Origin of the sequence: Roseovarius mucosus DSM 17069, assembly GCF_000768555.3 — a bacterium.
Taxonomy (GTDB): Bacteria; Pseudomonadota; Alphaproteobacteria; order Rhodobacterales; family Rhodobacteraceae; genus Roseovarius; species Roseovarius mucosus.
This window is the reverse complement of the sequence record NZ_KN293975.1, coordinates 142497-168937: the sequence shown is the minus strand read 5'-3', so window position 1 is coordinate 168937 and position 26441 is coordinate 142497. Positions and strand designations below refer to the sequence as shown.

30 protein-coding genes are annotated in these 26441 nt (G+C 59.9%); 20 read left to right on the top strand and 10 right to left on the bottom strand.

The window, feature by feature from the left end; genetic code table 11:
- Positions 1–5: 5 nt before the first annotated feature.
- The 8 genes from ROSMUC_RS00835 (at position 6) to gap (ROSMUC_RS00805) (ending at position 8904) form a co-directional block, all read left to right on the top strand.
- Entirely contained in the window at positions 6–1802 is a 1797-nt protein-coding gene (locus ROSMUC_RS00835; RefSeq protein ID WP_052115205.1) for a calcium-binding protein, read from the top strand.
- A gap of 109 nt (positions 1803–1911) precedes the next feature.
- Positions 1912–4722, top strand: a complete 2811-nt coding sequence (locus ROSMUC_RS21245; protein WP_102105824.1) for a nidogen-like domain-containing protein — start codon at positions 1912–1914, stop codon at positions 4720–4722.
- A gap of 242 nt (positions 4723–4964) precedes the next feature.
- On the top strand, positions 4965–5966 hold the full coding sequence (gap, locus tag ROSMUC_RS00825; RefSeq protein WP_037268494.1) for a type I glyceraldehyde-3-phosphate dehydrogenase: 1002 nt from the start codon (positions 4965–4967) through the stop codon (positions 5964–5966).
- Positions 5967–6170: 204 nt separating this feature from the next.
- Positions 6171–6419, top strand: coding sequence for a PepSY domain-containing protein (locus ROSMUC_RS00820; RefSeq protein ID WP_037268493.1), 249 nt, complete (start codon positions 6171–6173; stop codon positions 6417–6419).
- Positions 6420–6489: 70 nt separating this feature from the next.
- On the top strand, positions 6490–7029 hold the full coding sequence (locus tag ROSMUC_RS00815; protein ID WP_037268491.1) for a cytochrome b/b6 domain-containing protein: 540 nt from the start codon (positions 6490–6492) through the stop codon (positions 7027–7029).
- Positions 7026–7547 (top strand): helix-turn-helix transcriptional regulator, encoded by a 522-nt coding sequence (locus tag ROSMUC_RS00810; RefSeq protein WP_037268490.1) that lies wholly within the window; start codon positions 7026–7028, stop codon positions 7545–7547. Before ROSMUC_RS00815 ends, ROSMUC_RS00810 begins: the two co-directional genes overlap by 4 nt.
- A gap of 67 nt (positions 7548–7614) precedes the next feature.
- Positions 7615–7758 carry a hypothetical protein gene (locus ROSMUC_RS20925; RefSeq protein ID WP_037268488.1) on the top strand — a complete coding sequence of 48 codons (144 nt, stop codon included), beginning with the start codon at positions 7615–7617 and terminating at the stop codon, positions 7756–7758.
- Between the two features lie 93 nt (positions 7759–7851).
- Positions 7852–8904: a type I glyceraldehyde-3-phosphate dehydrogenase gene (gene gap / locus ROSMUC_RS00805; RefSeq protein WP_037268486.1), complete on the top strand. Its 1053-nt coding sequence runs from the start codon at positions 7852–7854 to the stop codon at positions 8902–8904.
- A gap of 6 nt (positions 8905–8910) precedes the next feature.
- On the opposite strand, the gene coaD is transcribed toward gap (ROSMUC_RS00805), so the two are convergent.
- The 3 genes from coaD to ROSMUC_RS00790 all read right to left on the bottom strand — a co-directional run bounded on the left by coaD (position 8911) and on the right by ROSMUC_RS00790 (position 10856).
- Positions 8911–9402, bottom strand: coding sequence for a pantetheine-phosphate adenylyltransferase (gene coaD / locus ROSMUC_RS00800; protein ID WP_037269746.1), 492 nt, complete (start codon positions 9400–9402; stop codon positions 8911–8913).
- Positions 9403–9464: 62 nt separating this feature from the next.
- Positions 9465–9899, bottom strand: coding sequence for a CBS domain-containing protein (locus tag ROSMUC_RS00795; RefSeq protein ID WP_037268481.1), 435 nt, complete (start codon positions 9897–9899; stop codon positions 9465–9467).
- A gap of 60 nt (positions 9900–9959) precedes the next feature.
- A complete protein-coding gene (locus tag ROSMUC_RS00790; protein WP_037268478.1) occupies positions 9960–10856 on the bottom strand; it encodes a LysR family transcriptional regulator in 897 nt (298 codons plus the stop codon).
- 104 nt (positions 10857–10960) lie between these two features.
- Between ROSMUC_RS00790 and ROSMUC_RS00785 the strand changes: the two genes are divergently transcribed.
- Positions 10961–12460 (top strand): CoA-acylating methylmalonate-semialdehyde dehydrogenase, encoded by a 1500-nt coding sequence (locus tag ROSMUC_RS00785; RefSeq protein ID WP_037268477.1) that lies wholly within the window; start codon positions 10961–10963, stop codon positions 12458–12460.
- 67 nt (positions 12461–12527) lie between these two features.
- Here ROSMUC_RS00785 and ROSMUC_RS00780 read toward each other — a convergent pair whose 3' ends face one another.
- The gene (locus ROSMUC_RS00780; protein WP_037268476.1) at positions 12528–13388 is read right to left on the bottom strand and encodes a hypothetical protein; all 861 of its coding nucleotides are present in this window, start codon (positions 13386–13388) and stop codon (positions 12528–12530) included.
- Between the two features lie 231 nt (positions 13389–13619).
- On the opposite strand from ROSMUC_RS00780, the gene ROSMUC_RS00775 reads away from it, so the two are divergent.
- Entirely contained in the window at positions 13620–14180 is a 561-nt protein-coding gene (locus ROSMUC_RS00775) for a L,D-transpeptidase (protein WP_037268475.1), read from the top strand.
- 195 nt (positions 14181–14375) lie between these two features.
- Here the strand turns inward: ROSMUC_RS00775 and ROSMUC_RS00770 are convergent, their stop codons facing one another.
- From ROSMUC_RS00770 to ROSMUC_RS00755, 4 genes are all read right to left on the bottom strand, one after another.
- Positions 14376–14987, bottom strand: coding sequence for a DNA-3-methyladenine glycosylase I (locus ROSMUC_RS00770; protein WP_037268472.1), 612 nt, complete (start codon positions 14985–14987; stop codon positions 14376–14378).
- A 3-nt stretch (positions 14988–14990) separates the two neighbouring features.
- Positions 14991–15278 carry a YciI family protein gene (locus tag ROSMUC_RS00765; protein ID WP_037268470.1) on the bottom strand — a complete coding sequence of 96 codons (288 nt, stop codon included), beginning with the start codon at positions 15276–15278 and terminating at the stop codon, positions 14991–14993.
- A gap of 10 nt (positions 15279–15288) precedes the next feature.
- Complete coding sequence (locus ROSMUC_RS00760; protein ID WP_037268468.1) at positions 15289–15861, bottom strand: TetR/AcrR family transcriptional regulator; 573 nt, start codon at positions 15859–15861, stop codon at positions 15289–15291.
- An 81-nt stretch (positions 15862–15942) separates the two neighbouring features.
- On the bottom strand, positions 15943–16719 hold the full coding sequence (locus tag ROSMUC_RS00755; RefSeq protein ID WP_052115204.1) for an AraC family transcriptional regulator: 777 nt from the start codon (positions 16717–16719) through the stop codon (positions 15943–15945).
- 87 nt (positions 16720–16806) lie between these two features.
- Here ROSMUC_RS00755 and ROSMUC_RS00750 point away from each other — a divergent pair, with 87 nt between their 5' ends.
- The 3 genes from ROSMUC_RS00750 to ROSMUC_RS00740 all read left to right on the top strand — a co-directional run bounded on the left by ROSMUC_RS00750 (position 16807) and on the right by ROSMUC_RS00740 (position 18283).
- Positions 16807–17343 (top strand): peroxiredoxin-like family protein, encoded by a 537-nt coding sequence (locus ROSMUC_RS00750; protein WP_037269742.1) that lies wholly within the window; start codon positions 16807–16809, stop codon positions 17341–17343.
- Positions 17344–17413: 70 nt separating this feature from the next.
- On the top strand, positions 17414–17671 hold the full coding sequence (locus ROSMUC_RS00745; RefSeq protein ID WP_037268465.1) for a hypothetical protein: 258 nt from the start codon (positions 17414–17416) through the stop codon (positions 17669–17671).
- Between the two features lie 135 nt (positions 17672–17806).
- Positions 17807–18283, top strand: a complete 477-nt coding sequence (locus ROSMUC_RS00740) for a hypothetical protein (RefSeq protein ID WP_037268462.1) — start codon at positions 17807–17809, stop codon at positions 18281–18283.
- Positions 18284–18437: 154 nt separating this feature from the next.
- Here ROSMUC_RS00740 and ROSMUC_RS21240 read toward each other — a convergent pair whose 3' ends face one another.
- Entirely contained in the window at positions 18438–18653 is a 216-nt protein-coding gene (locus ROSMUC_RS21240; protein ID WP_245875083.1) for a hypothetical protein, read from the bottom strand.
- A gap of 9 nt (positions 18654–18662) precedes the next feature.
- On the opposite strand from ROSMUC_RS21240, the gene ROSMUC_RS00735 reads away from it, so the two are divergent.
- The 3 genes from ROSMUC_RS00735 (at position 18663) to ROSMUC_RS20775 (ending at position 21308) form a co-directional block, all read left to right on the top strand.
- Positions 18663–19241, top strand: a complete 579-nt coding sequence (locus ROSMUC_RS00735; RefSeq protein WP_245875082.1) for a GNAT family N-acetyltransferase — start codon at positions 18663–18665, stop codon at positions 19239–19241.
- A gap of 266 nt (positions 19242–19507) precedes the next feature.
- Complete coding sequence (locus ROSMUC_RS00730) at positions 19508–20695, top strand: DUF262 domain-containing protein (protein ID WP_037268459.1); 1188 nt, start codon at positions 19508–19510, stop codon at positions 20693–20695.
- Complete coding sequence (locus ROSMUC_RS20775) at positions 20679–21308, top strand: HEPN domain-containing protein (RefSeq protein ID WP_146005657.1); 630 nt, start codon at positions 20679–20681, stop codon at positions 21306–21308. The genes ROSMUC_RS00730 and ROSMUC_RS20775 overlap by 17 nt, the downstream gene beginning before the upstream one ends.
- A gap of 59 nt (positions 21309–21367) precedes the next feature.
- Here ROSMUC_RS20775 and ROSMUC_RS20770 read toward each other — a convergent pair whose 3' ends face one another.
- The gene (locus ROSMUC_RS20770) at positions 21368–22270 is read right to left on the bottom strand and encodes a hypothetical protein (RefSeq protein WP_146005656.1); all 903 of its coding nucleotides are present in this window, start codon (positions 22268–22270) and stop codon (positions 21368–21370) included.
- A gap of 358 nt (positions 22271–22628) precedes the next feature.
- Here ROSMUC_RS20770 and ROSMUC_RS00710 point away from each other — a divergent pair, with 358 nt between their 5' ends.
- From ROSMUC_RS00710 to ROSMUC_RS00695, 4 genes are read left to right on the top strand one after another with little or no spacing between them, the layout of a single operon-like run.
- The gene (locus ROSMUC_RS00710) at positions 22629–23771 is read left to right on the top strand and encodes an acyl-CoA dehydrogenase family protein (protein ID WP_037268450.1); all 1143 of its coding nucleotides are present in this window, start codon (positions 22629–22631) and stop codon (positions 23769–23771) included.
- Positions 23768–24817: an enoyl-CoA hydratase/isomerase family protein gene (locus ROSMUC_RS00705; protein ID WP_037268448.1), complete on the top strand. Its 1050-nt coding sequence runs from the start codon at positions 23768–23770 to the stop codon at positions 24815–24817. Before ROSMUC_RS00710 ends, ROSMUC_RS00705 begins: the two co-directional genes overlap by 4 nt.
- On the top strand, positions 24814–25686 hold the full coding sequence (mmsB, locus tag ROSMUC_RS00700) for a 3-hydroxyisobutyrate dehydrogenase (RefSeq protein ID WP_037268447.1): 873 nt from the start codon (positions 24814–24816) through the stop codon (positions 25684–25686). Before ROSMUC_RS00705 ends, mmsB begins: the two co-directional genes overlap by 4 nt.
- Entirely contained in the window at positions 25686–26339 is a 654-nt protein-coding gene (locus ROSMUC_RS00695; RefSeq protein ID WP_037268445.1) for a Crp/Fnr family transcriptional regulator, read from the top strand. Before mmsB ends, ROSMUC_RS00695 begins: the two co-directional genes overlap by 1 nt.
- Positions 26340–26441 lie beyond the last annotated feature (102 nt).

Genomic DNA, 26441 nt, shown 5'->3' with positions numbered 1-26441 from the left:
ATATTTTGGACAATTTCACCGCGAACTCGCAAACGCCAGGCTTTTTGGAAATTGGTGGATTTGTCAGTGGCAGCGTTGAGGACGGGATAGACTGGATTGCGGTCAACCTAGAGGCAGATACGGCCTATAAGTTCGAGATCGACATGGGGCTTCCCTTCGTTCAGATCCTGTCCCCTGACGAAGTTCGGTTGATGAACAATACCGGGGACCCAGAGCTTCGGTCTGACCAAGACAATGTCTTTATTTATTCGCCGAGGGAAACCGGCCGACATTTTATCACAATCCACGCGACGTTCGGACCCATGGGGGGCGGATTGGACAACTACGTCATCCGAGCAACCGTGTTTCACGACGAGGTTCCCGGCGATGTGACCACGCACGCAACCCTGGCGCCCAACACCTCGATCCAAGCGCAGATGGATTTTGGCAACGACTATGACTGGTTCGCAGTGGAATTGACCGCGGGTGAGGCCGCGAGCTTTGAACTGGACGGCATCGCGTTCTCCGATCTGTCGGTGCGGGATGCCGATGGAGAAAGCCTCGCAAGCTCGGATGCGCGAGCGACAAACAAGTATGTGACCTACATTCCAGACGAGTCCGGCACATTCTATGTCAGCGCGCGATATGCAGTGGGATACGACAGATATGCCAACTTTTTTCCCATCCCCTATTCCGTCACATGGGTAGACGCAATTCTCCCTGTGACCGAAGTCGGCACTCTTGGGAATGACACGCTTTTGGGCAATCGTGATGATGATTTCCTTAACGGTCTTGCCGGTGATGATCGTCTCGCGGCGGACGAAGGGAACGATACGCTTTTGGGTGGCGATGGCAACGACACACTCTTTGGTCAGGAGGGCGATGACGAGATATCCGGCGAAAGCGGGGATGACCGCCTGAACGGCAGTCTCGGCCACGACACCCTCAACGGCGGTGAAGGTCACGACTCCCTCAGCGCCGGATTGGGGGATGACTCGATCACCGGTGATGCTGGAAATGACAATATTGGTGGCGGGCTGGGCAATGACACGATTGACGCAGGCGATGGCGACGACATCGTTGGCGGTGGCTCAGGAAACGACCTGATCACCGGCGGTCTCGGGGATGATTTTCTGTCCGGTGGCTGGGACCGTGATACCTTGGACGGTGGCGACGGCCATGACACGCTGACAGGGGCCAGCGGCGCGGATCACCTCTCGGGGGGTGCGGGCGATGACATAGTTGCCGGTGCGTCCGGCAATGACCGCATCACGGGCGACGCGGGCAATGATCGCCTGTCCGGCAGCGCGGGCGATGACCGGGTTGATGGGGGCGACGGGGCCGACCGGATTGGAGGCGGCTCAGGCCGAGATACGATCATCGGCGGCGCAGGTGACGACCAAGTCGGCGGCGGCAAAGGCGACGACAGCATCCAAGGCGGGAGCGGCAATGACGACCTCTCGGGTGGCAGCGGTGCGGACACGATTGAGGGCGGCGATGGCAATGACACGGTCAACGGCGCACGTGGCGACGACGTACTCAGCGGCGGCACGGGCGCGGATCACTTCGAATTCACCGTCGCTCAAGAAGGAGAAACCGATAGCGTTCTCGATTTCGAAGATGGCGTCGACCATATCGTCATTCGGTTCATGGCCATCGAGACACCAGACGTGAACATTGCCCCCCCGGCGGCAGAACCCTTCGAGATGCTGCGCATCTCCGACACCGCCAGTGGTGCAGCGATTTCCTTCAACGGACAGACTGTAACCGTCCAAGGTATCACCGCCGCGCAACTCACAGTGGACGATTTCACGTTCCTCTGATGGCAGCTCTGAATTAATGCATGCGAAACTCCGAATATAAATCACTTCACAGAATCGTGAGCATGCTGTTTGATAGGGGTGGCAATTGTAAAACTGGGGAGTTTTCATCATGGAAGGCCTTAACATACCGGGAACAATCGAGGCGGATAACCTCCTCGGCACAGCCGATGACGATACCATCACCGCGAATAGCGGCGATGACACGCTCACCGGCGGCGGCGGCAACGATCTGTTGGATGGCGGCGCAGGGTTCGACACGGCAGTCTTCGTGGGCAATGCCGCCGATTATACCGTGGGATTGAACGCGAGCAATCAACGCACGATCACCCAGACGGCGACCGGCGACACCGACATCTTGCTCAACATCCAGCGCCTGCAATTCGACGACATCAGCACCGATGTCCTGCTCAACCCCGACAACACCAGCCCCGGCCTGATCCGGGGTCTGGGCGGCGACTCCGGATTTGGCGAGGATTTTCTGGACCGCAACGACGACGGCTCGACCGGTCAGATCGACATTACCCCGATCTTCGAGAACGGGCTCAATTTCTTTGGAACCGTTTACCAAGGTCTCTGGATCAACAACAACGGCTCCGTGACCTTTGGCGCGGCGCGCAGTACCTTCACACCCGACGTCATCACGGGGGTATCAAATAACCCCGAGATCACGCCCTTCTTCGCCGATGTCGATACGCGCGGGACCACAGTCACCCCCACCCCGGGCGGCAATTCGCAGGGCACCAACCTTGTGCATTGGGATTTCAACACTCTGGGCGACCAGTTGATCGTGACTTGGGACGACGTGGGGTATTTCAGCAGGAGCACCGACCTGCTCAACGCCTTCCAACTCATCCTGACAGATCGCGGCAACGGCGATTTCGACATTCAGTTCCGCTATGAAGACGTGAACTGGACCACAGGTGGTGCCAGCGGCGGCACCAACGGCCTTGGCGGCACGGTGGCACGCGCAGGCTATACCTCGGGCACAGGCGTCGAAGGCACGTTCTTTGAACTGCCGCAATCCGGCAATCAGGATGAAATCCTCAGCCTGGATGTGATCCCCGGCAATACCGGTCTGATCGGCATCTGGAACTTTGCCGTGCGCAACGGCGGCGTGGTCGAGTCCATCGTCCCGCTTCTGCCGCCGGTCGGCGCGGGCGGCTGGGTTGCGGGTGACCCGCATTTGGCGACACTCGACGGGGTTGGCTATGACTTCCAGGCGGCGGGCGAATTTGTCTTGCTGCGCGGCACTGACAGCGATTTCGAGCTTCAGGCGCGGATGGTGCCGGTGGGCGACAACGTCAGCATCAATCAGGCCATCGCCACCAACCTCGGTGGCACGGCGGTGATGATCGACGCCAATGATGCAACACCGCTGCATATCGACGGCGTGGCCACTGAGCTTGAGGATTTCGGCTCTGTCGCGGTCGGCAATGACCGCATCTTCCGCGAAGGCGATACTTATATCATCGTCTATGCGGGTGCGGATAACGTGGTCAATGATGGCGACAGCCAGGTGCGCGTGATCGTGCGTGACGGGCGGGTCGACATCGACGTGCGCCTCAACGAGGAGTTGCTGGGGCGTCTGGAAGGTCTGCTGGGCGATGGCGACGGCGACGCCAGCAACGATGTCGCGCGCGCGGATGGCAGCGTACTGGCGCGTCCCTTTGCCTTTGCCGATCTCTACGGACAATACCGCGAGGATTGGCGCGTCGCCTCGGACGCGCAAAGCCTCTTTACTTATGACACAGGCGAAAGCCTCGATGGCTTCTATCTGCCGGAATTTCCGGGCGAGATCGTCAGCCTCGATACGCTCGATCCCGCTATTCGGGATGCGGCGATTGCGGCGGCGCTCAATGCGGGCTTGATCGAAGGCACCCCCAATTTCGAGAACGCCGTGCTCGACTTTGCCCTGACGAACGACAGCTCGTTCTTCGATTCGGCAGCCGAAGTGCCCGCAACCGTGACCGAGACCGTCACAACCGCCGATCCGGTGTCGCTCAACCTGACGGGAACCGAAGGCAACGATACCCTGCTCGGCGCAGCTCTTGACGACACGCTCAGCGGTCTGGGCGGCGATGACCGGCTGGAAGGGCGCGGTGGCAATGATCAACTCAGCGGCAGCGAGGGCGATGACACGCTCGACGGGGGCGATGGCGATGATCGGATGTCGTCCTCGGACGGCAACGATCTGGCCATTGGCGGTCTTGGCAACGACAACATCGGCGGCGGCCTGGGGAATGACACCATCGACGGTGGCGACGGTGACGACATCATGGGCGGTGGCTTTGGCGCGGACAGCATCACCGGCGGCAATGGCAATGACGTGGTCGCGGGCGGGGCGGACAATGACACGCTCTCGGGGGGTGACGGCAATGACAGCATGTCCGGCAGCTTCGGCAATGACCTGATCGACGCGGGCGATGGCAATGACGACATTGGCGGCGGCACCGGTCAGGATACCATTGACGCAGGCGCGGGCGACGACAGCGTGGGTGGCGGCGAAGGCGATGACAATATCCTTGGCGGCGACGGCAACGACTTCCTCGCCGGCGGTGGCCGTGACGACATCATCGACGGCGGCGCGGGTAATGACACGATCAACGCAGGCGCCGGCAATGACCAGATCACCGGCGGCACCGGCGCGGATCAATTCGTCTTCTCGTCCTTCTTTGACGGTGAGGTCGATGTAATCACCGATTTCGAGGATGGCATCGACAGCTTCTTCATCCGCCGCATCGATCCCGACACCGGGCTTCAAAATATCGACAACGGCGGCAACGGCCTTGCCGGGTTCGTGACGGCGATGAATATCGTCGATACCGACGCGGGCGCGCAGATGACCGTGAACGGCAACACGATCCTTGTCGAGGGCATCACGGCGGCGCAGCTGACCGTGGATGATTTCACGTTCCTGTAAGACGGACGCGCCAATCAACGACAGGGGCACCTTCGGGTGCCCCTATGTTTTTGGGGCAGGTTTGCGCCACCATCCCGCACACGCCCGCCATCCTGCGTTAGCGCAATCACCGGCACGCCCATACACAGGACCTAAAGGTTAACGCTAACATCCTGTATTTCAACTGGAAACCGACTTTTACCGCTTTCCGGTCCGCTTTGGCGCGTCTATACGGACGCCAATTCAGCTATCAGGAGTCGCCCATGACCATCACCGTAGGAATCAACGGTTTCGGCCGTATCGGTCGCGCCACGCTTGCCCATATCTCCGAGAGCCTGCGCAATGATATCAAGGTCGTCAAGGTGAACGCGACCGGCCCCATCGAGACGGCGGCACATCTGATGCGCTATGACAGCGTGCATGGCCGCTTTGCCCATCCGATCACCGTCGAGGGCAACACCATGGACCTTGGGCGCGGTCCGATCCAGATGTTCTCGACCTATGACATGAACGAACTCGACTGGGACGGGGTCGATGTCGTGCTGGAATGCACCGGCAATTTCAACGACGGCGCCAAGGCCAAGACGCATCTGGAGCGCGGCGCACGCAAGGTGCTGATCTCGGCCCCGGCCAAGAATGTCGACCGCACCGTGGTTTTCGGCGTCAACCACGATGCTCTTCTGGCCTCCGAGCGGATGATCTCGAACGGCTCTTGTACAACCAATTGCCTCGCCCCCTTGGCCAAGGTGCTGAATGACAGCATCGGCATCGAGAGCGGCATCATGACCACGATCCACGCCTATACCGGCGACCAGCCGACGCTGGACCGCCGCCACAAGGACCTCTATCGCGCCCGTGCTGCCGCCATGTCGATGATCCCCACCTCGACCGGGGCCGCCAAGGCATTGGGCGAGGTGCTGCCGGAACTGGCGGGCAAGCTCGACGGCTCGGCCATTCGCGTGCCCACCCCCAATGTCTCGGCGGTGGACCTGACCTTTGTCGCCAAGCGCGACGTGACCAAGGCCGATGTCAACGCCGTGGTTGCCGAGGCCGCCGCAGGCGCGATGAAGGGAATCCTCGGCTATGATCCCGAGCCCAAGGTCAGCATCGACTTCAACCACACCGAGGAAAGCTCGATTTTCGCGCCCGATCAGACCAAGGTGATCGGCAACCGTCTGGTGCGTGTTCTGGCATGGTATGACAACGAATGGGGCTTCTCCTGCCGCATGGCGGATGTCGCGGTGGCCATGGGCCGGTTGCAGTAATCACAGCCTACGCGCCAACAGTCGCCCCCGGTGCCATGCGCCGGGGGTTTTTCTGTGCCCCTGCCCCAGATTTGCACCCTAAACTCCGGTTATAGAGGGCGATTTTGCACCTCTAGTCCAATGGCCCGGCGTAATCGCACCCTGCATATGAGGTCCCACCGAGGCAGTCCCGCCCCGGTCTGCTACAGCAAAAGGACCCTTCCCATGACACGTATCATCGCTCTTGCCCTTGCCCTCACTTTGGGTGGCATGGCTCATGCCTCCGATGGCAAGGCCGTGGATGGCGCCAAAGCCGAAGAGATCAAGGCCACGCTGACTGAACAAGGCTACGAGGTTCGCAACATCAAGACCGAAGACGGCATGTACGAAGCCTACGCCATCAAGGATGGCGTGAAATACGAGATCTACCTCAACGAGGCGCTCGAAGTGGTCAAGACCAAGCAGGACAATTGATCCGCGACCGTCCCTCCGGGACCGGGCCGTCAGCGCCCGGTCTCTCCCCTTTAGAACACAGGAAATTCCCATGACCGATCACAAGATCTGGGACCCGTTCATCCGGCTCTTTCACTGGTCGCTTGTCGCGGGATTCGCGGCCAACGCCCTGATCCTCGATGACGAAAGCAAGGTCCATGAATGGGTGGGCTATGCGGTGGTGGCGCTTGTCGGGCTACGGTTGCTCTGGGGCTTTGTCGGCCCGCTCAGCGCCCGGTTTGCCAGTTTTTTTCCCAGCCAAACCGCCGTCATGGAACAGATTGGCGATATCGCCACGCATCGCCGCCGGGCCCATCTGGGCCATAGCCCGCTGGGGGCCTTGATGATTTTCAATCTGCTGGCCGTGATGCTGGCCATCGGCGTCACAGGCTATATGATGACCACCGATGCCTACTGGGGTGTCGAATGGGTTGAAGAGGCACATGAAATGCTCGTTGTCTGGGCAGAAATCTCGGTCGTTCTACATATCGCGGCGGTCGTCTTTGAAAGCTGGAGAACGGGCGTCAACCTGCCGCGTGCCATGATCACGGGCAAGAAATCCGTGCCCGACGACGTTCGACTCGCCCGATGAAGCAAACCGTCAGCAGCCATCCGGTCACGCTCGTCCTCTTGATCGCGGTGCAGAGTTTCTGCGCCGCGTTCTTTCTTTGGGATGTGGCCTCGGATCTTGCGCCAGACGGCGTGCGCGCTCTGGCCCATCTGCATCTTGCCATCGAGACGGGGGCGGCTCTGGCGCTGTTGTCCGCCATCGTGTTCGAAGCGCGCTATCTCATGGCCCTTCTGCGACGCAAGGCGCATCTCGAAGAGCAGGTCTCGATTGCAACCGGCGCCTTTCATGACATCATTCTTGCGCATTTCGACCGTTGGACCCTGACCCCGGCGGAACGCGATGTAGCCATGTTCGCGATCAAGGGATTCTCCGTCACCGAAACGGCCGAGTTGCGCGGCTCGGCCCCCGGCACGGTCAAAGCTCAGCTCAACGCGGTTTATCGCAAGGCCGGAGTTTCCGGTCGGGGTGCGCTCCTTGGGCTGCTGGTCGATGAGTTATTGGCGGGTCCGCTGGTCGAGGCAACGCCGGACCGCCCCTGATCCGCCTTGCATGGACACAGGCTCTGCGGCATACCCATGCTGAACGGACGAAGCGAAAGCGCGCGGCATGACCAACACACTCGCGATCAGCCTTGGGGGGATTATCCTTCTGGCTCTCGGGGCCGACGCCGTGCTGAACGACAGCACCGCAACCCTGTTCCTCGGGCGCAAGCTGATTGATCTGATCGAGTATCTCGCCTTCTGGCGATAAACCTCCTGTGACCCCCCCCGGCATTGACTCGTTTCGAAATTCGTTTATGTTCGCTTTAAATTGTTAGCGCTAACATTACTCTCGGAGGATACCATGCCCCTGAAACTCGCCATCAACGGATTTGGCCGCATCGGCCGCAACGTGCTGCGCGCGTTGCTCGACTCGGGCCGCGATGACATCACCGTTGTCGCCATCAACGATCTGGCCCCGGTCGAAACAAACGCCCACCTGCTCGAATTCGACAGCGTGCATGGCCGCTTTCGAGGCCAGATCACCACGACCGCCGACAGCATCGACGCCGGGCGCGGGCCGATGCGTGTCACCGCCCTGCGCGACCCCGAGGCACTGCCTTGGGCAGATGTCGACATCGTGCTCGAATGCACCGGCATTTTTACCGACCGCGACGCAGCCGCCCGCCACCTCAAGAATGGAGCGCGGCGCGTGCTGGTCTCTGCCCCCTCGGCGGGGGCCGACCGCACCGTGGTTTACGGCGTCAATCACGCGGATCTGACCGCCGCCGACGTGATCGTGTCGAACGCCTCTTGCACCACCAACTGCCTCGCCCCCTTGGCAAAGGTGCTGCATGAGAGCATCGGCATCACCCGTGGTTTCATGACCACGATCCACAGCTACACCGGCGATCAGCCGACACTCGACACCATGCACAAGGACCTCTACCGCGCCCGCGCGGCGGCGCTCAACATCATTCCCACCACCACCGGTGCCGCCCGTGCCGTGGGTCTTGTGCTGCCCGACCTTGCCGGGCGGCTCGACGGCACCGCCATCCGCGTGCCCACCCCCAATGTCAGCGTCGTGGACCTGACATTCGAGGCCGCGCGCGACACCAGCGTGGATGAGATCAACACCGCCGTGACCCGGGCAGCCAAGGGCGCGCTCTCGGGCGTGCTCGATGTCACCACCCGCCCGCTGGTCTCGTCGGACTTCAACCACGATCCGCACAGCTCGATCTTTGCCACCGATCAGACGCGGGTGATGGAGCGGCGGATGTGTCGCGTGCTCAGTTGGTATGACAACGAATGGGGCTTTTCCAATCGCATGCTCGATGTCGCCGCCGAAATGGGCCGTCACCTCGACTCCGGGCGTGGCCCTGCGCCACGCCACGCACGGGTGATGGAACCCACCTGAACGGCGTCAAGAAAACTTGGCCAGCAACGCCTCGCGGACCGGGGGTGTGACGAATTTGGTCACATCCCCGCCCAACCGGGCGATTTCCTTGACCAATTTCGAGGCAATCGCCTGATGATTGGCATCGGCCATGAGAAAGACAGTCTCGACCGAATTGTCCAGCGCCCGGTTCATGCCGACCATCTGGAATTCATATTCGAAATCCGCCACCGCCCGCAGCCCGCGCACGATCACCTGCGCGCCCACATCATGCGCGCAATTGATCAGCAGGTTCTCAAACGGATGCGCCACAATCTCGGTACCGGTCTGCGCGCTCAACTTGGCGCATTCCGCCTCGATCATTTCAACCCGCTCTTCCAGCGTAAAGAGCGGCCCCTTGTCCCGGTTGATCGCAACCCCCAGAACCAGCCGGTCCACCAGCACTGCCGCACGGCGGATAATGTCGATATGGCCCAGGGTGATCGGGTCGAACGTGCCGGGATAGAGACCAATGCGCATGCGGCCCTCCATTGCTGCAATCGCCGCTCACGCAACAATACTATGCAAGGGGATGCAAGTGCTTAGTAGCCCATGATCATGCCTTCAAGGGCAGTCTTCTCCATCGCCAGCTCTTCCAGCCGCGCCTTGACCACGTCGCCAATGGTCACGATCCCCACCAGCTTGCCCGCCTCGACGACCGGCATGTGACGAAACCGGCCATCGGTCATCCGTGCCAGCACCGCATCGGATGTATCCTGCCGCGAACAGCAGACCGGGTTGCGGGTCATCATCTCGGAGACGGTTTCGGTCATGCAGGCCACGCCGCGCACGGCCAAACTGCGCACGATGTCACGCTCTGACAGGATGCCCTCTACGCCCTCACCGTCACGCGACACGACCAGACCACCAATTCGGCGCTCGGCCAGTATCTGCGCCGCCTCCGAAACCTTGGTCTGCGGTGTGATCGTGATCACCGCGCTATCGCCCTTGGATTTCAGGATTTGCTGCACCAGCATGACACGGCCCTCCGCAAGAATATGTCCATTAAATCAGCGTGATCTATAATAAAATTTCTGTCAAGTGCGCGCCTCCAGGGCCTGCACCTCTTGGCGCAGCCCCTCGACCAGCGCCGTGGCGAAACGGTTCTGCCGTTCCAGCCGCCGATCATCGGCATGGCGCACCAGATAAAAGCTGCGGGTGAGCGAAAATTGCGCGGGCAGCACCTTTTGCAGCCCCCGCGCCCAAGGCAGTGAGAAATCGTGCAACACCCCGATCCCGCCCCCCTGCCGCACCCAATTGAGCTGCACCGACACCGAATTCGACGCAAGGCCGACACGCTCGATCCCCGCCTCGCTCAGATAGTCCAGTTCCTTGTCAAAGATCATATCGGGGATATAGCCCACCATCCGATGCGCGCGCAGGTCCGCCAGCGTCGAAATCGGGGGATGCGACCGAAGATAGCGCGCTGTCGCCGCCAGATGCAGCCGGTAATCGGTGATCTTCTGCACCGTCAGCCGTCCCGCCGTGGGCGGGCTCACCGCGATCACCATATCCGCCTCGCGCCGGGTCAGGTTAAAGACGCGCGGCAGCGCCACGATCTGAATCTCCAGATCCGGGTTTTGCGCGCCAATCGCGGCGCAGACCTGCGGCAACAGGAAATTGGCGCAGCCATCCGGCGCACCGATGCGGATCTGCCCCGCGATTCCCCCCGCCTGCCCGGCCATTTCTTCAGCGGCCTCCTGCATGGCGGTTTCCGCCCGCAGCGCCGGCCCCATCAACCGTTGCCCCGCCTCGCTCAAAACATACCCCGTGGGCGATTTGGCAAAAAGGGGCGCGCCCAGCTCTTCCTCCAGCCGCGCAATGCGCCGCCCGACCGTCGCCGGATCAATTCGCAATATCCGCCCCGCCCCCGACAGGCTCTCGGAGCGGGCAACTGCGAGGAATATGCGAATATCGTCCCAATGCGGCGTCATTCCCGGCCCCCTTTGCAGAAATGCAAATCACTTTTGGAACATTGCCTCTTTCCGCAGGAGTTTTGCAAGACTACCCTGCCGCCAACCAAGGAGGAGGAATCCCGATGCAAGAGCTTACTCATTATATCAACGGTCAACACGTCAAGGGCACTTCCGGGCGCTTTGCAGATGTGTTCAACCCCGCAACCGGCGAAGTGCAGGCCAAATGCCCGCTCGCGAGCGTCGAAGAAATGGATGCCGCCGTCGCCGCGGCACAGGCCGCCCAGCCCGCATGGGCCGCCACCAACCCACAGCGCCGCGCCCGCGTGATGATGGAATTCGTCCGCCTGCTCAACCGCGATATGGACAAGTTGGCCGAGGCGCTCAGCCGCGAACACGGCAAGACCTTCCCCGATGCCAAGGGCGACATTCAGCGCGGCCTCGAAGTGGTCGAATACTGCATCGGCGCGCCGCAAATGCTCAAGGGTGAATTCACCGATGGCGCGGGCCCCGGCATCGACATCTATTCCATGCGTCAGCCGCTTGGCGTGACGGCAGGTATCACGCCTTTCAACTTTCCGGCCATGATCCCGATGTGGATGTTCGCCCCGGCTCTGGCCTGTGGCAACGCCTTCATCCTCAAGCCGTCCGAGCGTGACCCCTCCGTGCCGCTGATGCTGGCCGAACTGATGGAAGAGGCAGGTCTGCCCAAAGGCATCCTGCAGGTCGTCAACGGCGACAAGGTGGCCGTGGACGCGATCCTCGATCACGAGGTGATCCAGTCCATCGGCTTTGTCGGCTCGACCCCGATTGCACAATACATCTACGGGCGCGGCTGCTCCAACGGCAAGCGCGTGCAGTGCTTTGGCGGTGCCAAGAACCACATGATCATCATGCCCGATGCCGATATGGATCAGGCCGCCGATGCGCTGGTTGGCGCAGGCTATGGCGCGGCGGGCGAACGCTGCATGGCGATTTCGGTCGCGGTTCCGGTGGGCGATGAAACCGCCGACCGCCTGATCGAAAAGCTGGTGCCGCGCATCGAAAAGCTGAAGGTGGGGCCCTACACCGCTGGCAATGACGTGGATTACGGCCCGGTCGTGACCGCCGAGGCCAAAGCCCGCATTCTCGGACTTGTCGAGACAGGCATCGCACAGGGTGCCAAACTCGTGGTCGACGGGCGCGATTTCAAATTGCAGGGCTATGAGGATGGCTTCTTTGTCGGGCCGCATCTCTTTGACCACGTGACACCCGATATGGACATCTACACGCAGGAAATCTTTGGCCCCGTGCTCTCGACCGTGCGCGCAGGCTCTTACGAAGAGGCCCTGAAGCTGGCGATGGACCACGAATACGGCAATGGCACCGCGATCTTTACCCGCGACGGCGACGCCGCGCGCGATTTCGCGGCCCGTATCAATATCGGCATGGTCGGCATCAACGTGCCCATCCCCGTGCCGCTGGCCTATCACACCTTCGGCGGCTGGAAGAAATCCGGCTTTGGCGATCTCAACCAGCACGGTCCGGATTCGTTCAAATTCTACACCCGCACCAAGACCGTGACCGCCCGCTGGCCGTCCGGCATCAAGGAAGGCGGCGAGTTCAATTTCAAGCCGATGGATTGATCCTCAACCACCACTCACGGCTCAGGGCCCCGGCATCACGCCGGGGCCTTTTTCATGACCTCACCCGTTATCCCACCGGCCCGATCTGCATCGCCTGTTCGATCATCGCCGCGACCGAGCCGTGGACATCGGAATCCGCCCAATAGGCATTATGCGACAGCGGGTTCCACGCGCTCAGCGCATTGCCCGCGCTGATCCAGCGATCCCGCAACTCTCCGCGCTCTTTCAGCGCCGCATAACCCCCGCCTGCCCCCGCCAGAGGCATTCCCAGAATGTCATTGCGACTATTGAGGTTGATCCACCACGGCTTGAACCATTTGCCCGCCGGAATGGCGGTGCCGGGACGGTCGATGGCCTTGACCTCTCCGGGCCTGCAACTGAACGTAAAGACCGGGATATTACAGCCAAAGGTGATCACTCCCGCCATGGTCTCGAACCGCTGAAACGGGGTGGGGGCGGTGGTGTGCCCCTTCTGCAAATCCCAGATATGGTTCGAGATGATGTGCCCGCCCAGCGAATGCGCCAGCACGATCAGCGGCGCGCGGCCCCCCGTCACCCCTTCCAGATGCGCGATGGCGTTCGACACGCGGGCATGGACCTCCGGATAGACATAGGCGTGATCGCCCTTCTCCCACCGGTAAGAGGCAGCATCGGCCAGCCGGTGCATCACGAAATCCCGCCAAGCCATCCAGTTGGCCTCGCCCGCCAATGCCTCATCCATATACTGCTGTTGCCGCTCTTGCAGGATGTCCGACCAGAAAATCTCGCGCCATCCGACCAAGGTGTCAAAGCGCGTAGCCCCCATCCGCTTGCGCAAGCCCGCGTAAAGATCGCGGGAAAAGCTGACGGCATTGGCCGCCTGCGGCCGGTCGCCTTGGCTGCCCATGCCGTGAATGACCGCCACGGCAACCCGGTGTTCCTCTGGCATCGCAATGCCCCCTTGAAATATGTATGCTGAAATCAAAGCGCCTTATCTTGGCAAGAGACCATAAAACCGCCTGTCGCGCAATCTTGGGGCGAATGGCATGGCGACATCAAAAAGCTCTCCATGATGACAATCCCGTGAGCGTGTCCGGGTATCCGCCCCCGCAGCTCTTCGCTTTTGCCGCCATCCTCCTTAAGTAGCGTGCAGCAGTCACCACAGAGAGGATGAAATCCCGTGAAACCCGGCCTTCTGACCCGCCGCCATGCCATAGCCACCGGCGTTGCAGCCCTTGCAACCCCCGGTATCCTGCGCGCCGAACCCGAGACCACTAACCGCCGCAACGCGTCCGCCTTTGTCACCCGCGACTGGCGCGACCATTTCGACAGTTTGGGCAAGGGCGCTCTCTTGGCCGATATCGACAGCCGCGCGCTGCATTACTGGGGACCGGATGGCGAGACCTACGCGCTATATCCCTCCTCCGTGCCGATGACCGAGGACCTCACGCGCCGCGGCTATACAGAGATCGTGCGCAAGCGCGTCGGCCCCGACTGGACACCGACCCAATCCATGCGCGAACGCGATCCTACCCTGCCCGCCTATATGCCCCCCGGCCCCGGCAACCCGCTGGGCACCCATGCGCTCTACCTCAGCTGGCCCGCCTATCTCGTCCACGGCACCCACGACACCCGCAAGATCGGGCGGCAATCCTCTTCGGGCTGCATCGGCCTCTATAACGAGCATATCGAGGAACTCTTCGCCAAGGTCGAGGTCGGCACGCAGGTGCTCTTGCTCTGAGTGGATCGGGCCAGCGTGTCCCAATCGCAGCCCGCCGCACATAGACCCCAGAGGCCGCCGGGATCAGCCCGGCGGCCTTTTCCGTGACGTGCGGGGGGGGGCGGGTGTTGCAGGGGCGTTGCACCTGCGCCGAATGCTGCCCCCTGATCTTCGGTGCAAGGCTGGATTGAGCCCACCTCTACTCTGTGGCGATCCTCAACAAGGCGGCCTTACAAATCCATGTCTTGCCCGCTCCACCTTGTCGCGAATGACGCACCCCTCCGCATGATCGTTCATGAGTCCAGTCGCCTGCATGAACGCAAAAATCGTCGTGGGTCCCAGGAATTTCCAGCCCCGCCTTTTCAGTTCCTTTGCCAAAGCGCGCGAGGCGGCGGAGGTCGACATGGTCTGGGGCTCCGCAAGGGTATCTGGTGCGGGTTCAAACCGCCAAACGAATGCCGCAAGCGAACCTTCTTTCTCGACCAGTTCCTCCATACGCTGCGCGTTGTTGATGGTCGCCTCGATCTTGCTCTTGTTTCGGACAATCCCTGTGTCCGCCATCAGGCGCGCCCGGTCCGCATCCCCGAAGGCCGCTATTTTCGTGTAGTCGAAACCGGCAAAAGCCGCGCGAAAATTCTCGCGTTTGTTCAGGATCGTGCGCCAGCTCAGGCCGGACTGAAAACTCTCAAGGCAGAGCTTTTCAAACAGCCGAATGTCATCAGAAATCGGAAAGCCCCATTCGGTATCATGATAGTCGAGAAATTCGGGCGCAGCATTGCACCAGCGACAACGAGGCTGGCCATCCGGCCCTGTGACCAACTTCTCCATCGCTCAGCCTTTCAAGGCGTCGAGGCCCGGTGCCGTCTTTTTGACGTCCACTTCAATGAATTCGGCGGTGACGACGTCGTTGATGACGAATGGATCGGCCTTCACGCGTTTCTCAACCTCCCCACGGCTTTCGCCGATAGCCAGGATCGCGCCGCCCCCTTCGGGCGTCAACGAGCCAACGCATTGAAAAACACCGTCGGCAAAACCGTTTGCAATCCATTGGTTGTGTCCCGCCATAAAGTCTTTGGCGGCGGCTTTGTTCGCGGAGAACTTGAGCAGGATAATGAACATGGTTAGCCTTTCAGCGATGTTTTGTCGTGACAGTATCGAGCCAGTCTTCAAGTGCGGCCACTTCGGCCCGCAGATAGGTTTCATCACGATAGGCAGAGGCCATGACCGCAATGCCCTGCGAACGCCCAAGAAGGTGGAGTGCAAGAGATACGGACTCGTCGCCATGGCCCAACGCATGAAATTGGTCGGCGAGCCAATCCCGAAACAGGGTAAATACCTCGGCGGCACGCGATTGCGCGACGTGATCAAGTTTTGCAAGTTCTGTCGTGAGCGTACCCACGGGACAGCCAAAGGCCATGATCCTGGTCTGGTTGGTCAGCAGGATGCGAATGAAGGACAAGATGCGCGCCTGGGGCAATTTGTCGGCGTCCCAACTCTCGAGCATGCGCGCCGTCTTTGCCAGCCTCCGGTCGATGACGGCGTCAAGGATGTCGTGTTTGGATTTGAAGTGGTGGTAGAAGTTGCCCCGCGAAATCCCGACCGCATCCGCAATATCCGCGAAGGATGTCGCCTCGAACCCATTCTCATAGAACAGGTCGTCCGCTTTTTGCTCGATAAGGTCACGCGTCTTGGTTCGGGTCATGGGCACCTGCCTGAAGGTCAGATAAGGTCAGATAAGGTCAGATAAGGTCAGATAAAATTTAGGACGATTGTCCTAATTTTGTCAATCCTTCAAAACCGGACGCTCGTTCTTCGTATATGCGCCTTGTGCACGCCGCAGCGCGATCGGCGTCTCGCCGTGGTGCTTTCTGAACGCCCTTGAAAATCCCTCCACTGACGAGAAACCATAGCGTCGCGCAACCACGTCGACCCGGTGTCCTTTCGCGATGTCTTGCCGCGCCAATGTCAGCCGCCAGCGCCGAAGATAAGAGGCTGGTGGTTCGCCCACTTCCGCCAAAAACCTCTCGGCGAACCGGCTCAGGGACATGCCGGCGAGCAGCGCGAGATCCTCGTTGCGCCACGCCTGCCCCGGACGGTCGTGCATCGCGACGATGGCCCGGCTCAGGCGCTGATCCGAGAGGCCGGCGAGAAGTCCGGGTCGTGTGTGTCCGGCCTCGATCTGCGCACGCATCATCCGCACGATCAGCACTTCGCCAAGACGGCTCAACACGGAGTCCACGCCGCATCGTTGCCCGATGATCTCGGATTGCATCATTCGCACCAGTCCAATGCTGTCCGGATCACGCTGCAGATCAATCGCGACCGTTTCGGGAAGCGCGGTCAGAAAGGGATTTTGCGCACCGCTCCAATCGACGAGCGCCCAAAAGAGGACCGGGGCCTCATTCGTTGGCAAACCGGTGCCGCGCGTCCGAAAGCACGCCTGGTGCGGTGTGCCGTCGGGGGCCGTGCAGACAACCAGGTTCGCGTTTTCCGCCAGCGCTGGCCTCACAGCCAGCTTGAACCTGTCGATCAGGGTCGTAAGTCGGTCGTATCGTTCCATCTGGGTTTTTCGGTCTGATTTTCAGGATTTTGATGATCATAAGTCTGATACTGAGAGGGCGCAACCTTCCTAATGGAGAGACACCTGATGCTTGTTCCCCGCCAGAAAACCCCGGATCTGAAGCTTCCGACGCTCGATCACGGCACCTTTGAGCTGTCGTCCGAGACCTCGCCCCGCGGCACCGTGATCTGTTTCTATCGCGGGCTGCATTGCCCGATCTGCGCCACCTACCTGACCGAGTTCCAGAAACGGGTCGCCGATTTCGCCGAACGCGGTGTCGGCACGATCGCGGTCAGCTCGGACGGCGAGGATCGCGCCCGGGAGATGGCCACCAGGATCGGCGCGGACACATTGCGCTTTGCCTACGACCTCTCTCTGGCGAAGGCGCGCGAATGGGGGCTGTATATCTCGACCTCGCGGGGCAAGACCTCGATCGGGATCGAAGAGCCGGCTCTCTTCTCTGAACCGGGCCTCTTCATGGTCACACCGGAACAGTCGCTTTATTACGGTTCGGTCCAGACCATGCCCTTCGTTCGGCCGCATTTCTCGGAACTCGTCGGAGCGCTGGATTTCGCGATCAAGAACAACTACCCGGCGCGCGGAGAATATACAGGCGCGGTCTGACGGCGGCCGCCCAAGTGGACGCCTTTGGCCGCTTGCGCCGCCAAGGCTTCAAGTGCCGCGTGGTGGTGACATGAAGCTCGCCATTCACCACGCGAGCCCCATTCCCGACACCTATCGCGCCGCCCGGGTCTCCAGCCTCTTCAACGTCGAGGGCGACGCGGATTTCCGCATCGAGGTCGAGGCTGATCTGGCCGCCCGCCCGTGGCAGATCGGCCTCATCGTCGGCTCCTCGGGCAGCGGGACATCCTCGCTCGCGCCCCTGGCTCGAGCACGTCCGACCCGCGTTCGAATGACCGGATCTTGCCCTTTGATCCGCCCAACTCAGTAAGCGCCAACGACAGCAAACACCACTATGGATTGAAATAATTTGATTTTATGCACTTTATAGCTGAAGCTTCAGTCAGCCAAGTGCGTGTCGAAGCGATTCGATGAGGCACATGGCAAATTGACAAGGAGAGATTTAATGGACGCCAAAGAATTTTCACCAGATCATACGATCTATAAAAACCTGCTGATGGAAGGCGGCCTGAAAGGCCGTGTGCCCGAAGGCGAGCTGAAACATTTCGTCGCGCAAGCGACGGCTGCCACGGCGCTCGCGCCCATAGGTGCGAAGGGATCAGTTGTCATGGGTTTGATCTACGGCAACGTGACCTGCAATCCTACGGAAGATCCATACAAGGTCTGGTCATTCGACGAGTCAATTTGGGGCCTCGGCGCAGCGGGCGGTTCTGCAATTGGGTTCCTCTACACCGCCTATACTGCTTGGGATCCGTTCTTCAAAAGAACAACTGGGTTCCACGTACAGGGCGCCGGTGAAGGCGGTGGCATACTCCAGATCAACTTTCTAGAGGGTGCCACGCCTATCGGCCAGTTCAATGGTGCGATGGCCGGTGCCGGAGCCCTCGAGGGCGGCGCGAACGGCCGTTGGAAACACTCCTGACAGACGGATGAAAACCGAGGGGGTGATGGAGTTTCAACTCCCCCTCAAGAAAACTGCCAAGTATGACCCTATCCTGTCTGCGCTCTTCAAATCGTCGTTGAACTTCACAACAATCAGCTTGCTGAAATTCCACGCCACGCTGATTGCGGCAAAGTCATTGGCTTTGAACGGAATTATTGCCTAACCTCACCTCTCGACCGGCGAGCAGTTCCGCGCCGAGCTCGCGCGCATTCTGGCCGAGCGGCCGAGCTTTGCCATTCTCGACGAATTCACCTCGACCATCGACCGGCGCGTCGCCCAGATCGGGGCCGCCGCCTTTGCCAAGGCATGGCGGCGCGGCACCGGCCAGTTCGTCGCCGTCACCTGTCACGAGGACGTGGTGTCCTGGTTGCAGCCCGATTGGGTGATCGACACCCGCCGCGCCGAGTTCCGCTGGAGGCGTCTTCGACGGGCACCGCGCATTGCCATGGACATTCACCAGACAGACGGCTCCTTCTGGCCCGCCTTTGAGCCGCATCACTACCTGAAGCTGCCCCGCATGATCGCGGCCAATTACTACGTGGGGTTCGTCGACGGCGCGCCGGTGGCGCATCTTGCCGTCTCGACCCGGCCGGGGCTGGTCGAGGGGCGCGCCTGTCGCCTCGTCGTCATGCCCGAATGGCAGGGCGCGGGGCTGGGCCTGCGCTTTCTCAACGAGGTCTGCGCCCTCTGGCGGCGCGGCGTGAACCGCTATGACAAACCGATGCCGATGCTCTTTCACACCTCGCACCCGGGCCTCGCCGCCGCCCTGCGCCGCGATCCCCTCTGGGCGCAGGTCTCGGCCATCCTCTACGCCGAATCGAAGGAGCGCAGCATGAAGACCCTCGCCGCCGCCCGGGCGCGCAAAGGCCTGAAGCCCGCCGGGACCGGCTACGGCGGGCATTTCCGCGCCGTGCAGGGGTTTCGGTATGTGGAGTGAAAGGGGGTGTTTAGGGGGGTGTTTAAGAGGGGTTGAAACTGTCGTTCGCATTCCGGAACAATGATCGGATTCAGCCCGAGGCGGGCCGATAGCAGGCTCTCAGAAATCCGGCGCAGGTAGGGCGGAACTGCGGGCACTAGCTGCATTTGCAGCGCGTAAAACCTCGAACAAAGGAAGCGGACAAGCGCAATACTGCAAAAAGTCGACAGTTGATTGACTGCTAGCCGGTTACACTTAGAGTGAGATAAAATGAGCAGGAGGTTGGTATGGCTTACGAAGACAGAGACGAGCAATTCGAGGAATTGGAACCAACCGAAGAAGGTGAAAGCTCGAATGTAACGGCAGCGGAGTTCTCGTCTCTTTTGATCTCACCGACCGACTGGACAATCGAGACTCTGTATAGACAAATCGGCAGCCAAATAAACCTTTCACCAGAATTTCAACGTCGAAATGTATGGTCTTCAAGAGCCAAGATTAGCTTCATTGAGTCACTCTTCTTAGGGATTCCGATCCCGCAGATTCTTCTATCGGCCAGTGGTGGTAGCAGTAAGTCATTCTTAGTTCTGGACGGCAAACAAAGACTGTTGACCATCAAGGAATTTATAGATGGAGAATTACCCAGCGGGCAAAAGTTCCGACTGAAAAACCTTAGAGTACTATCTGACCTTGAGGGACAGACATGGGAAGAAATTGAAAAAAATGAGGACTGGCGGTTCGAGTTACTAAACCAAACACAAAGGACAGCGGTGATCCGAGGCTGGGAAGACGATAGAATACTATACGAGATATTCCATCGTCTCAATTCGGGTTCCGTGAAATTATCTCCGATGGAACTGAGGATGTCGCTGTATCCGGGAGATTTTTTGAAGTTCATCATTCAATGGACAGATCAAGTTGGACCGCTACACGAGTTGATTTCCAAGAAAAGCCCAGACCCAAGAATGAACGATGTCGAGTTAGCCGCGCGGTTTCTCGCGTTTTCTGATCCGAAGCTCACTTACGCTGGCGATCTAAAGAAGTTTCTTGATGAGTTATGCACACGCTACAACACCGAGATGGCTGAAAATGAAGGCGCGATTGAAGCTATTAAATCACGTCTGAGCAACATGAATGACGCCATCGCCGCAGGTATAGAAATTTTTCCCGACAAGAAGTTTTGTCGGAAATTTGTGGATGGAGTATACGAAAGCCGATTCAATAGAGCGCTTTTTGATGTCCTTGTCGGAGCATTGGCGAACCCTGAAGTTCGGGCTTGGGCACGCAACAATTCGGCAGAATTTGTCAACGGTTTTGAACAGACATCAGCAACAAATGCTTTCAGGAGGGCTGTTGAGACAACGACCAAGTCAGTTGCCTCAACACACACAAGGTTCGCTAGTTTTTATGCAAAAGTTTCTGAAATAACTGGTGTTCAACTCAATCTGCCGGCGATTGCAAATGAAGTCACCAACTGAACCATACAAGTCGCTTGTCGCGTCCCTCAGAAATATTCGAAAAATTCTCGCACGAGTTCCTGAGAGCGAATGTGTAAGCCCGCTTGATCACTTGAAAGTACAATCCTACGTGCTTCTAGCTCACGCCGCCTTTGAACAGTACATAGAGGAAATCGTCACGGTCGTATCCCGAAATGCGCATTCGCAGCTTAAAAAGGACGACAGAGTCTGTCGAGCAATGTTGAGTCTTGTTACCTCTGAGGCGATGCACCAAGTTGAAGGTGACGTTGCGCGGCGCAAAATAAAGTCTTCGATGGCGTCCGACCTACTTGGGTTTGCTTCAAGTGCAGTGGCAAATCTCACCCTTGATATTCAAGCGAACCACGGCGTTACCACTGCCGATCAGAGAAAACTGCTTTTGCAGATTGGAATTGATCCCGAACAGGTTGATCTAACCGTATCCGCTGCATTGAACGCCTTCGGAACAAAAAGGGGCTCCATCGCCCATAAAGTCAAAATGAAAACCTCGGAGACTAGGAGCTCTGTTTTGTCAGAGACAACGCAGATCCTTACTGGGTTGCTTGCATTTGACGCTGCCGCTTGCTTGCAGCTCCAAGAGGGAATGGTGAGATAAAAACAAAGAGCGTATGGTTAATAGTAGCGCTTGGAGATCGATGAGCGAAGCTATCCGTGTCAAAACCAGATTTCATCTCCGTGAATCTCTTTCTGAGTATGCTCAACAAATCTCTCAACAACACAAAGGGTCTCTGCAACATAACCTTTAGTCAGGACAGTTAATTTATGGCCCTCTTTGTCTACGCCATTCCTATGGACACAGTCGTGCCGATAACCGATGTCGATCTTTAGTCGTTCCAGGTCTACCCTATTTGGAACGATGGATATTTTCAAAGCGTTCTCGTATAGTCGTGCGACTTCGGCAACTTTGTGATAAAGTCGGTTTCGAAGGCTCATTTGTATTTCATCTTTAACAATTTCCGGGTTTGCCAAAATGTCAGTCAGCGGAAACTTAGCTTGCGATAGAGGCCCATCTTTTGCGAGCAGCAACTGCATGGCTGTTGTAGAAGCCGTTACATTCTTTATCAGTGTATCACAGAAATATGCTTCGAAGGCTGTAATCGCCTGTGAAAAGACCATGCGAATAAGAAGGCCTTTTACATGATCGTTCACGTGGTCTTCCAAAATACCCCTTAGCTGTCCAATAGTAGACCTGAAAATCTCATGCGGGTTCTCTGGAATGACATAGTTTTCCCATTCATCCGCATCAGATGGCTGTGAATAGTATGGCATATCTGCATGCACAGCGGTGTTGGGATGGTCAGGAATATGAATGTCGCAATGGCTGGGGCCAGCATATGCATAGCCGTCAAAAACTGCGTCACATGCAGTACAGTGTAACTCCACTTCACCGTCCGAAATCATGTCTGAGGCTTTTTCACCGGAAAAATCCGGTTCCGGTACTCTGACTGTGATATGCACGTCCGTTTCACATTCGGGGCATTGAAACCAAACCTGAGAATCAAACGACTGACTATTGAATAAGCCTTCGTCGATAGCCTGATCCTTTACTCCGCTCAATATAACGCTCCCTATTTGTGCTGCTCAATCTACACGATCCGGGAACACGACCAAAGTCCGCTTTTTCCGCTTTGCTGTCGTATGAAGCCTGCAATTGTTGCGCTCGAGATCTAATGACCGGTTCCGTGAAGCTGCGGCGCGAAACCGGACTTTCAGGCAGACGGCAGCTCTGGGCCGGCGATGAGAGCCGCCGCTCTCTCAAAAACCGGTTGCTGTAAACTTCACTGTAATTCACTGCAAACTTCGCTGTCACGCTACACACACGCTACATTCGCTGTCACGCTACACCCCCCTTTGCAATAGTTCTGAAATAGTTTTTAATTAAACAGCCGTTCATTTCAGCGTAGAGGAGCCGCCGATGGATTTCGCCCTTACCGAGGAACAGACCGCCATTTTCGACATGGCCCATGCCTTTGGACAGGACCGCATCGCGCCCCATGCCCGCGATTGGGAACGGGCCGGCACCATCCCCAAGGAGCTTTGGCCGGAAATCGCGGCCCTTGGCTTTGGCGGTCTTTATGTGAGCGAGGAGGCGGGCGGCTCGGGGCTCTCGCGCCTTGATGCGACGCTGGTGTTCGAGGCGCTGTCGATGGCCTGCCCCTCGGTTGCGGCCTTCCTGTCGATCCACAACATGTGCGCCAAGATGATCGACAAATTCGCCAGCGCAGAGATGAAGGCGCGCGTTCTGCCCCGCGCCCTGACCATGGAAACGGTCCTGTCCTATTGCCTGACCGAGCCCGGTTCCGGCTCTGACGCTGCCGCCCTCAAGACCCGCGCCGAGCGCACCAACGAGGGCTATACGCTCAACGGCACCAAGGCTTTCATCTCGGGCGGCGGCTATTCCGATGCCTATGTCGTCATGGTCCGCACCGGCGCTGACGGCCCCAAGGGCATCTCGACCGTCTATGTCGAAGCGGGCACAGAGGGCCTCAGCTATGGTGGGCTCGAGGATAAAATGGGCTGGCGCAGCCAACCAACCCGACAGGTACAATTTGACAATTGCAACATTTCTGCCGAGAATCTGGTGGGCGAAGAAGGCAAAGGTTTCACTTATGCGATGAATGGCCTTGACGGCGGGCGGCTCAACATCGCCGCTTGCTCGCTTGGTGCGGCGCAGCAGGGTCTCACCCAAACACTCGCCTATATGGCCGAGCGTCGCGCCTTTGGCCGGCCCATCAACGACTTTCAGGCGCTGCAATTCCGCCTCGCCGATATGGAGATCGAGCTTCAGGCCGCCCGCACCTTCCTCCGTCAGGCGGCGTGGAAGCTCGACAATGACGCGCCCGATGCCACCAAATTCTGCGCCATGGCCAAGAAATTCGTGACCGAAACCGGCAGCCGCGTGGTCAACCAATGCCTGCAACTGCATGGCGGCTACGGCTACCTTGCCGATTACGGGATCGAGAAACTGGTCCGCGACCTGCGCGTCCATGAAATTCTCGAAGGCACCAACGAGATCATGCGCCTGATCGTGGCGCGGCAGTTGCTGGCGGACCAATGAGCGCCGATATCCACATCCGCAAAGAGGGCCGCGCCGGGCGCATCACCCTCACCCGCCCCAAGGCGCTGAATGCGCTGAGCTATGACATGGCCACCGCCATCGAGGCGGCACTGGATGACTGGCGCGACCAGGATGACGTGGCCCTCATCCTGATCGACGCAACAGGCGACAAGGCCTTTTGCGCCGGCGGTGACATCCAGCAGCTTTACGACACCGGGCGCGCGGGCGACTACGACTTTGGCCGCCGCTTCTGGGCCGATGAATACCGGCTCAATGCCAAGATCGCGCACTATCCCAAACCCTATGTCGCGCTGATGCAGGGCTTTGTCATGGGCGGCGGCGTGGGCATTTCCTGTCACGGGTCGCACCGCGTCACCTGCGAGAGCACGCAAATCGCCATGCCCGAATGCGGCATCGGCCTTGTGCCCGATGTAGGCGGCTCGCTGATCCTTGCGCGCGCCCCCGGACGCTTGGGCGAATACCTCGGCACCACCGGCAGCCGCATGGGGCCGGATGATGCCATTCATGCCGGTTTCGCAGATACTTACGTGCCAGAGCTCAAGTGGCCCACCCTCACCGCCGCCCTGGTGGAGACCGGCGATCCGGCCGTGATCGCCGTCCACGCCGAGACACCGGCCCCCGGTGCCTTGCGCGCCCTCAGCCCCCGGATCGACCGCCATTTCGGTGGCGAGACCCTGCACGACATCCTCAACGCCCTGCGCGCCGAGGATTGCGATTTCGCCCGCGACACATTGAAACTCCTCAGCCGCAATTCGCCCCTCTCGATGGCCTGCGCCATCGAGATGATCCACCGCCTGCGCGGCCCCGCCGCCGATATTACGCGCGCCCTTGGCCTTGAATACCGTTTCACCTATCGTGCGATGGAACAGGGCGATTTCCTCGAAGGCATCCGCGCCGCGATCATCGACAAGGACAGAAAACCGAACTGGAAACATGGGCTTGACAGCCTGCCCGGCATAGCGGTCGCGCAGATGCTGCAACCCTTGGGCAAAAACGCCCTGACGCTGGAGGAGACAGGAACATGAAGATCGGGTTTATCGGGCTGGGCAACATGGGTGCGCCGATGGCGGCCAATCTGGCCCGCGCGGGCCATGACGTCACCGGCTTTGACATGGCAGAGGTCAAGATCGACGGCGTGGCCATGGCCACAAGCGCCGCAGAGGCCGCGCGCGATGCCGCCGTTGTCATCACCATGCTGCCCAACGGGGCCATCCTGCGCCGCGTCGCCGCCGAGGTGATCCCGGCCATGACCCCCGGCGCCGTGCTGCTCGACTGCTCCACCGTCGATGTCGCCAGCGCCCGTGATGTGGCGGCAGAGGCACAGGCGGCGGGTCTCTCGGCCCTTGATGCGCCCGTGTCGGGCGGCGTCGGCGGGGCCACAGCAGGCACGCTCACCTTCATGGTCGGCGGTGATGAGGCGGGCTTTAACGTCGCCCGTGAACTCTTTGACATCATGGGACAAAAGGCGGTGCATTGCGGCCCCTCCGGCAATGGTCAGGCGGCCAAGATCTGCAACAACATGATCCTCGGCGTCACCATGATCGCCACCTGCGAGGCCTTTGCCCTGGCCGACAAGCTGGGGCTTGATCGGCAGGCGATGTTCGATGTGGTCTCGACCTCTTCGGGCTATAGCTGGTCGATGAACGCCTATTGCCCGGCCCCCGGCGTGGGCCCCAAATCCCCCGCCGACAACGATTACAAGCCGGGCTTTGCCGCCGACCTCATGCTCAAGGACCTGCGCCTGTCGCAACAGGCGGCCGAGGCGGCGGATGCCGACACGCCGATGGGCCGCGCCGCCTGTGACCTCTACACGCAATTCGTCGAGACCGAGGATGGCGCGGGCCGCGATTTCTCGGCCATGCTGCCCCGGTTCGAGAAACGCGGGCGCGGCTGATGGCATGGGTGGCGCGCGCGCCCGGCCTGCCGCCGCTCGACCCCGAGGCGCGCGCCCTGCTCGACCGCCTGACGCCGATGGCCGCGCCTGCGGGCACCGTGCTCTTTCACCCCGGCGATACGGTCAAGGGCTTCGTGGTCATGCTCTCGGGCCGGGTCGATGTCTATCTTACCGGCGCTTCGGGGCGCGAACTCCTGCTCTATGCGGTCGAGCCGGGGCAGAGCTGCGTGCAATCCACCCTGGGCCTCATGGGCGGCGACGATTACTCCGGCGAGGCGATCACGCGCACGGCTTGCGAACTTGTGCTCGTGCCCCGCGACACATTCTTGCGGCTCATGGATCTCTCCGACGCATTCCGGCATTTCGTCTTCGCCGCCTTCGCGCAACGTCTGCAATCCATGATGCACCTGCTCGACCGCGTGGCCTTTCAGCGTATTGAGACCCGCCTCGCGCAATGCCTACTCGACCGGGCGGCGGGCGGCACGCTCCATGCCACCCATGCCGAAATCGCCGTGATGATCGGCTCTGCCCGCGAAGTGGTCTCGCGCCGCCTCGATGCGTTGGCGCGGCGTGGGATCGTGACCGTTGAGCGCGGCATGGTGCGGATTCTCGACCCCGAAACCCTCGCCGACATCGCTCAAAGCACCGACTGACCGCGGGATCAGGCCAAACGCACCCCCGTCATAAGGCCAGCGCAATCTTGCCCCTTCCCCTTGCCCTCTGCTGCGATATGTTGCACGACGAGACCTGAGAAA